At 71.6% G+C, this 1,381-nt stretch carries 1 protein-coding gene; it reads right to left on the bottom strand.

The genetic code is table 11. From position 1 onward, the window contains the following. The coding region (locus ABZ260_RS51100; protein ID WP_355633238.1) for a type I polyketide synthase at positions 1-1,381 on the bottom strand (1,381 nt) is incomplete at both ends.

A 1,381-nucleotide genomic window follows, 5' to 3' on the forward strand; every position in this document is an offset into this window, starting at 1 on the left:
CGGAGATCACCACCGAGGCCGGACCGTTCACCGCCGCGACCGACACCTCCTTCTCCCGCCCGGCCAGCAGCTCGGCGACCTCCTCCTCGGAAGCCCGCACCGACACCATCGCCCCACCCGGCGGCAACGCCTGCATCAACCGCGCCCGACACGCCACCAACACACACGCATCGGCCAGCGACAGCACCCCCGCCACGTGGGCAGCGGTGATCTCCCCGATCGAGTGCCCGGCCAGCACATTCGGCCGAACCCCCCACGACTCGACCAGCCGGAACAGCGCGGTCTCCACCGCGAACAGCGCCGGCTGCGCCCACCCCGTCCGATCCAGCAACCCCGCCTCAGCCGACCCCGGCTCGGCGAACAGCACCTCCCGCAACGACCCATCGAGCAACGGGTCCAGCTCGGCGATCACCTCATCCAACGCCGCCGCGAACACCGGGAACCGGTCGTACAGCTCCCGGCCCATCCCGGCCCGCTGGCTGCCCTGACCGGTGAACAGGAACGCGAGCTCCGGCTCCGCCCCGGCCACCCCGCGCACCACACCCACCCCCGGCCGCTCCTCGGCCAGCGCCCCCAACCCGGCCAGCACCCCCTCACGATCAGCCGCGACCACCACCGCCCGATGCTCGAACACCGACCGCGTCGCCACCAGCGAGAACGCCACATCGCTCAGCACCGGAGCAGGATCGGCGCCCACATACGACACCAACCGCCCGGCCTGCGCCCGCAACGCCTCCGCCGTACGACCCGACACCACCACCGAAACCACCGGCGGCTCCACGACGGCATCCGGCATCCGGTCCCGCGCTTCGGCCGTGAACTGCCCGGCCTCTGGGCACTGCTCGACGATCACATGCGCGTTGGTGCCACTGATCCCGAACGACGACACCGCAGCCCGGCGCGGGCGGTCGGTCTCCGGCCACGATCGCGCCTCGGCCACCAGCTCGACCGTGCCCTCGCTCCAGTCCACATGTGAGGACGGCTCGTCCACATGCAACGTGCGCGGCACCATACCCTCGCGCATCGCCATGACCATCTTGATCACACCCGCCACACCCGCCGCGGCCTGGGTGTGACCGATGTTCGACTTGATCGACCCCAGCAGCACCGGCCGGTCCTCCGACCGGTCCTGGCCGTAGGTCGCCAGCAGCGCCTGCGCCTCGATCGGGTCACCCAGCGTCGTCCCGGTACCGTGCGCCTCCACCGCGTCCACCTCGGACGGCGACAACCCCGCGCCGGCCAGTGCCTGGCGGATCACCCGCTGCTGCGAAGGACCGTTCGGCGCGGTCAACCCGTTCGACGCACCATCCTGGTTCACCGCCGAACCCCGCACCACCGCCAGCACCTGATGACCGTTACGGCGCGCGTCCGACAACCGCTC

Origin of the sequence: Streptosporangium sp. NPDC006013 (assembly GCF_040614275.1) — a bacterium.
In the GTDB taxonomy this organism is placed as follows: Bacteria; Actinomycetota; Actinomycetes; order Streptosporangiales; family Streptosporangiaceae; genus Streptosporangium.